Genomic DNA, 6158 nt, shown 5'->3' on the forward strand with positions numbered 1-6158 from the left:
CCATCCCGGCCACCGCGTTGACTCTGCATCGACATGGCGATTCCGCATTCAATATCCGGGGGCGAGTCGTGCGCGCCTGAGACAGCGCGCGCAATCCGCCGCACTCGGTTCGATCTACTTTCGGACGCTGTGTGTCTATGCAGACACGCGCCCAACGACGGCGGGTACGATGGCACTCGGATGCGTCAGCATCAGCGCCGGACCCGTGGCCCGCAAGGCTTCGATACGGGTGTAGCCCCAAGCCACGGCGGCAAAGTCGCATCCGACCGACCGGGCCGCATCGTGGTCACGGATCTCATCGCCGACGTAGAGGGTCGAACCGGGGGTAAAACCTGCGTCGCGGACCAGGGCTCTCAGGCGCTTGGCCTTTCCGAACAGCGACGCACCGCAGGCGTAGCGCCGGAAGCGCCGGGCATCCGGCCCGAGCACTGCCTCGATATTGGCCCGGGTGTTGGAACTGACGATCGCGAGCGGCATACCCGCCGCAGCGAGGTCGGCCAGCATCGTCCGAATCCCGGGAAACAGCGAGATCTCAGCGATGTCACGGGCCGCCAACGCGTGCATGTGACGGCTGATGAACGGGAGTTTCCACGGGGCGATTCCGAGATGGCGGACGATACCCGCGGCATCGAGGCCGCGCAGGACCTCGGTCTCATGCGGAGCGATCCGCCGGAAGCGATAGCGATCGGCCACATCGTTGATGACACGGGCAAACCACGGGAAACTATCGGCGAGGGTCCCATCGAAGTCGAAGACGACGAGCCGATAGGGGCCGCGGCTCATGTGGTCAGGTTGGCGGCCGGCACGGTAAGGCGCATCACGAGTCCGTCGCTGTTCCACGCGTGCTCGAGGGTGCCGTCGAGTTGCCCCGCGACGCTGCGCTCGGCCAGCACGGTGCCGAACCCGCGGCGCGTCGGTGGCCCGGAGACGGGTGGGCCGTCGGACTCGGCCCAGACGAGTTCATACGTGTCGCCGTCGCGGCGTCCGGTGAGCCGCACGGTGCCGGCTTCCGTGGACAGGCCACCGTACTTCATCGCGTTGGTCGCCTGCTCGTGCATGATCAGGGCGAACGCGGTCGCTGCCCGGTCGCCGACGGCGATATCGTCGCCTTGCAGCACGATGCGCGCGCGGCCGTCCTGGACGTAGGCCGCCATGATGAGGCGCATGAGGCCGAACAGGGTCTGGCCCTTCACCTTCGGCGCGCTCGCAGGCGAGTGCGGGCGCACGTACTCGTGTGCGTTGGCGAGGGCACCGAGGCGCTGGCGGAAGGCCGCGACGAAGGGACGGGCCGCCGGATCGGTCCGGGCCGAGAGGGCTGCGATCCCCTCGACCACGGCGAAGATGTTCTTGATGCGGTGGGAGAGTTCCTTGATCAGCAGATCGCGGGCTTCCTCGGCGCGTTTGCGCTCGCGCAGGTCGCGGGTCACGGTCGCATAGCCGATGAGGGCACCACGCGTGTCGCTCACGGGGAAAACGCTATACAGCACGGGGATTCCCTCCCCCGTCGCGAAATGACGGAAGGTGAGCTCCCCCTCCCACCAACCGTCCCGCCGCACGGCCGGCAAAACGGTTTCCGTCACGGTCGTTTGGCATTCCGGGACGAAGTAGTCGGGCACGGCGGTCCTGAGGACCGCATCGGCATCGGCGAGGCCGACGAGCCGCCGGCCGGCCGCGTTGATATGGAGGACCTGGCCGTCCTCGTCGGCGATGCCAATGAAGTCCTTGGAATGCTCGACGATGGCCGCGAGCTTGCGCGCCTCTTCCTCGGCGCGCTTCAGATCTTCGATATCCGTGCAGGTCCCGAACCAACGCTCGATGCGACCTTCCGCATCGCGCAGGGGCATCGCGCGGCCGAGGGTCCAGCGGTAGACGCCCGATTTGTGTCGGAGGCGGTACTCCACCTCGTAGGGGTCTCCGGTGGCCAAGCTGTGCCGCCAGCGCGTCCAGGCTCGGGCCTGATCGTCGGGATGGAACATGCCGTTCCAGCCTTCGCCATCGGTGGAGCCGTAGGGCACGCCGGTGAACTCGTACCAGCGGTCGTTGTAGAAATCGTGGAATCCGTCCGGCTGCGTGGTCCACACCATCTGGGGCATGGCGGCGGTCATGACACGGAACCGACGCTCGCTCGCGGCGAGGTCAGCTTCGCGCACGGCGACCGCCTCCCGAGCCTGTCGCAGTTCGATCAAGGTCGCGACCTGACGCGCCAGGGCCTCGAGGGTCTCGGTCTGAAGCGAGGTCAAGCCGTCCGGCCGGGCGACTTTGTCGAGAACGCACAGGCTTCCCAGCGGAAGACCACGCTTGGAACGGATCACCGCACCGGCATAGAAGCGCAGGCGATGCTCGCCCTGAACGAGGGCATTGTCCGCGGTACGCGGATCGGCCGTCAGGTCGGGGATCACCAGAAGCGGACCATTCTGGATCGCGTGGTCGCAAATCGACAGGGTACGCGGCGTCTCCGTCGGTTCGAAGCCGAGGCGCGCCTTGAACCATTGGCGCGTCTCATCGACGAGGCTGATCAGGACGACGGGAGCGGCGCATACGATCGCGGCGATGCGAACGAGATCGTCGTAGGCCGGATCCTGGCCGCTATCGAGGATGTTCGTATCACGCAGGGCTTCGAGCCGTTCGGCCTCGGTCCAGTCGTTACCCGGGCCATCGCAGGAGGTGATTACGGTCAAAAGGGAGCGTCCTCGTCAGCGTCTTCAGATAGGGCGCCTGAGAGATCCGTCAAAGCTCGTTTCGGAACGATGGCCGCGCTTCCTTCCCCGTCCGTGTCACATCCGGCGCCCTATCGGAGATCTGGCACCGAACGTCGCGTCGGGCGGCCATGTCGGCAGGCCGCCCGTATCTCAGAGCCCTCGCGCGTCAGGCGGCCTTCGCACCGGACCGGATCGGGTAATCGACGTAGCCCTCCGGGCCCTGGCTGTACCAGGTCTTCTGCTCGTCCTTGGCGAGGGGAGCGCCTTCGGCAATACGGGCGGGCAGATCCGGGTTGGCGATGAACGGTCGCCCGAACGCGATGGCGTCGGCGTGCCCGGCATCGAGCACGGCCTGCCCCTTGGGGCCGTCGTAATCGGAATTCAGCACAAGCGGGCCCCCGAAGGCCGCCTTGATGGTCGGGGCGACAGGGGGATGATTTGCCTTGCCGAAGGTCCCTTCGGGGCCCGGCTCACGCAGTTCGAGAAAGGCGATGCCGATCTCCGACAGGGCCGCGGCGGCGGCGGCGAACAGGGTGTCGGGGTCGGAATCATCCACACCCTGGATGTCACCGTTGGGCGACAGGCGTACGCCGGTGCGGTCGGCCCCGATGGCATCGGCAACGGTGCGGGTCACCTCGGTCAGCAGGCGGATACGGTTCTCGATGGAGCCGCCGTAACGGTCGTCACGGAAGTTGGAGCCGTCGCGCAGGAATTGGTCGATGAGGTAGCCGTTGGCCGCATGGATCTGCACGCCATCGAAGCCGGCCGCGATGGCGTTGCGAGCAGCGCGGTCGTAATCGGCCAGGAGGCGCGGAATCTCCTCGACGGGCAGCGGGCGCGCCTCGGCATAGGGCTTCTTGCCCGAATAGGTGTGGGCGGCATCCGGCGCCGTCGTGGCCGAGGCCGAGATCGGCTTGGCACCGCCGAGGAAGTCGGGGTGGACGATGCGGCCCATGTGCCAGAGCTGGCAGACGATACGGCCGCCGGCCTCGTGCACGGCCTTCACGATCGGTTTCCAGGCCGCGACCTGCTCGTCCGACCAGATGCCCGGAGCGTAGGGCCAGCCGAGGCCTTCCTGGCTGATGCCGGTGGCTTCGGTGATGATGAGGCCGGCCGCGGCGCGCTGGGTGTAATACTCCACCATGATCGGCGTCGGCACGTGGGCGCGGGTGGCGCGGCCGCGGGTGAGCGGGGCCATGAAGACGCGATTCTTGGCTTCGATCGCGCCGATGCGGATCGGGTCGGACAGGCTCGGCATTGTAGGCTCTCGCGTTGTTTCAAGGACGAACGGAAGCGGACAGCATCCTGGAAGATGTCGAGGCTTCGAGACCCGTAATTGGATTGCGCGCGATACGATGTCAGGGGTGGCGCGACGAAGGCCCACCGCGCCGGTGCGGCATCGCACACGCCGGATCACGACACCGCCCTCGATGGACGAAGGGGCCGGAACCCTGCGGCACCGACCCCCTCTGATGATTCGCGGCCGGTGGGGCCGTCAGTGATGCCCGATCCAATGATCCGCATCGCCTCCCTCGAGAAATCGGAGGCCAAAACCCAAAGTTACCTATCTGTATCGCCAGAGTTCCGCATCGGTCGCAGCAGCCGGCGGGACCTTAGGTGCGCTGGCCTGCGCGATTTGAAGCTTGCATGATGGAGGGGGACATTCTTCGTCGCCGCCGGCAATTTTGCTGAAGGCGAGTGAGGCGTCGCGATGGCCTACAAGTACCGCAACCCGCAGAACCGAATGAGGGCCGCCGCCCTGCTACGGCATCTGAAGGGCCAGCTCATCGACGTGACCGGCGTCCAGATCGAGACATTCACCAACACGGCGGCGTCCGCCGAGGCTTACTGGCAACTCTCGAAGGCGTGCGGGGTCCACGTCTACCAGGAACATGACGGTTGGCACGCCGACCTGGAGTTCAAGGATCTGCCGAAAGGCATCCCCGTCCTGATCGGAATGCCGGTGCCGGTCGCCACCCGCGCCGAGGCTATCGAGAGTGTCGTCGGGATGATGTCGATCTGCGCGCAGCGTGACGCCGTTCCCCCGCCCGATCCGTGACGTGACTGGCTGGCTTTGGACCGGGCTGATTGAGAGGATCAGCCAGGACCGAAGGAGCTGGACATGCGGCGAGGTCAGAAGACGGGTGCGGAGCAGGTGGTGCTGAAGCTTCGCCAGATCGAGGTTCAGATCCCCGTGGCCTTCGGCTCGTCCCTGACGTGACTGGCTGGCTTTGGACCGGGCTGATTGAGAGGATCAGCCAGGACCGAAGGAGCTGGACATGCGGCGAGGTCAGAAGACGGGTGCGGAGCAGGTGGTGCTGAAGCTTCGCCAGATCGAGGTTCAGACGGCGCAGGGCAAGAGTTTGGCCCTGGCCTGCAAGGAGGCCGAGATCTCCGAGCAGAGCTACTATCGCTGGCGCAAGGAGTACGGCGGCTTGCAGATCGACCAGGCGCGCCGGATGAAGGATCTGGAACGTGAGAACGCGCGATTGCGCCGGCTCGTGGCTGATTTGTCTTTGGAGAAGCAGGTGCTGGCGGACGTCGCCGCGGGAAACTTATAGCCCCGGAGCGACGCCGGCAGGCCGTCGACGGCATCAGGGAGAAGTATGGTCTCTCAGAACGCCATGCCTGCCGGATCGTTGGCCAGCACCGGGGCACGCAACGCTACATACCGACTGTGCCGGCTGACGAGGATGCGCTGACCCGCGCCATCATCGCCTTGGCGTCTGAATACGGACGCTATGGCTACCGCCGTGTCACCGCGCTGCTGCAGGCAGCGGGCTGGCAGGTGGGCAAGGACCGGGTTCAGCGGATCTGGCGTCGTGAGGGGCTCAAGGTCCCGCAAAAGCATCGGCCGCGAAGCCGGTTGTGGTTGAACGATGGCTCCTGCGTGCGGCTGCGGCCTCTCCATCGCAATCACGTCTGGAGCTTCGATTTCGTGCAGACACAGACCCACGACGGGCGGAGCCTGCGCATCCTGACGCTGATCGACGAGCACAGCCGGGCGTGCTTGGCGCTGAAGGTGGCCCGGCGCATCAACAGCCTGGGCGTGATCGAGGCGCTGGCCGATGCGATGTGTCTGCACGGCATCCCAGAGAACATCCGCTGCGACAATGGTCCAGAGATGATCTCGAAGGCTTTGCGGAAATGGGTCGCCAAAACCGGCCCGCAGATCCAGTACATTGCACCAGGATCGCCGTGGGAGAATGGCTACTGCGAGAGCTTCAATGGCAAGCTAAAGGACGAGTGTCTACGCCAAGAGATCTTCTACTCGCTCAAGGAGGCACAGACCGTGATTGGGATCTGGCAGAATACCTACAACCGCGTTCGGCCGCATTCGTCGTTGGGCTACCGGCCACCTGCGCCTGTCACCCTCCCGGATCTGGCCTTCCGGCTACCCATGGCCGCCACCATGCAGTAGCCTTCCAATTGGCTCGGTCCAAAATACCGGTCAGGTCA

Annotated in this window: 5 protein-coding genes; 2 read left to right on the forward strand and 3 right to left on the reverse strand. The window is 65.8% G+C overall.

Annotation, left to right across the window (positions count from 1 at the left end; all coding sequences use genetic code 11):
* Window positions 1-135 precede the first annotated feature (135 nt).
* The 3 genes from ASF22_RS05825 to ASF22_RS05835 form a co-directional block, all read right to left on the reverse strand.
* The gene (locus tag ASF22_RS05825; RefSeq protein ID WP_056262392.1) at window positions 136-783 is read right to left on the reverse strand and encodes an HAD hydrolase-like protein; all 648 of its coding nucleotides are present in this window, start codon (window positions 781-783) and stop codon (window positions 136-138) included.
* On the reverse strand, window positions 780-2678 hold the full coding sequence (locus tag ASF22_RS05830) for a PAS domain S-box protein (RefSeq protein WP_056262395.1): 1899 nt from the start codon (window positions 2676-2678) through the stop codon (window positions 780-782). Before ASF22_RS05830 ends, ASF22_RS05825 begins: the two co-directional genes overlap by 4 nt.
* A gap of 187 nt (window positions 2679-2865) precedes the next feature.
* Window positions 2866-3957 (reverse strand): alkene reductase, encoded by a 1092-nt coding sequence (locus tag ASF22_RS05835; RefSeq protein WP_056262400.1) that lies wholly within the window; start codon window positions 3955-3957, stop codon window positions 2866-2868.
* Between the two features lie 453 nt (window positions 3958-4410).
* Here ASF22_RS05835 and ASF22_RS05840 point away from each other — a divergent pair, with 453 nt between their 5' ends.
* On the forward strand, window positions 4411-4758 hold the full coding sequence (locus ASF22_RS05840) for a hypothetical protein (protein WP_056262401.1): 348 nt from the start codon (window positions 4411-4413) through the stop codon (window positions 4756-4758).
* Between the two features lie 220 nt (window positions 4759-4978).
* A protein-coding gene (locus ASF22_RS05850) for an IS3 family transposase (RefSeq protein WP_156467404.1) occupies window positions 4979-6120 on the forward strand; the annotation gives its coding sequence in 2 pieces (ribosomal slippage) (window positions 4979-5246 and window positions 5246-6120; 1143 coding nt in all).
* Window positions 6121-6158: the final 38 nt, after the last annotated feature.

The sequence above is a fragment of the Methylobacterium sp. Leaf87 genome (assembly GCF_001422775.1).
Taxonomy (GTDB): Bacteria; Pseudomonadota; Alphaproteobacteria; order Rhizobiales; family Beijerinckiaceae; genus Methylobacterium.

What these genes read in the sequence shown, in the direction of transcription:
- ASF22_RS05835 (WP_056262400.1), bottom strand. Translation starts at nt 3,957, where the DNA reads ATGCCGAGCCTGTCCGACCCGATCCGCATCGGCGCGATCGAAGCCAAG.
- ASF22_RS05840 (WP_056262401.1), top strand. Translation starts at nt 4,411, where the DNA reads ATGGCCTACAAGTACCGCAACCCGCAGAACCGAATGAGGGCCGCCGCC.
- ASF22_RS05825 (WP_056262392.1), bottom strand. Translation starts at nt 783, where the DNA reads ATGAGCCGCGGCCCCTATCGGCTCGTCGTCTTCGACTTCGATGGGACC.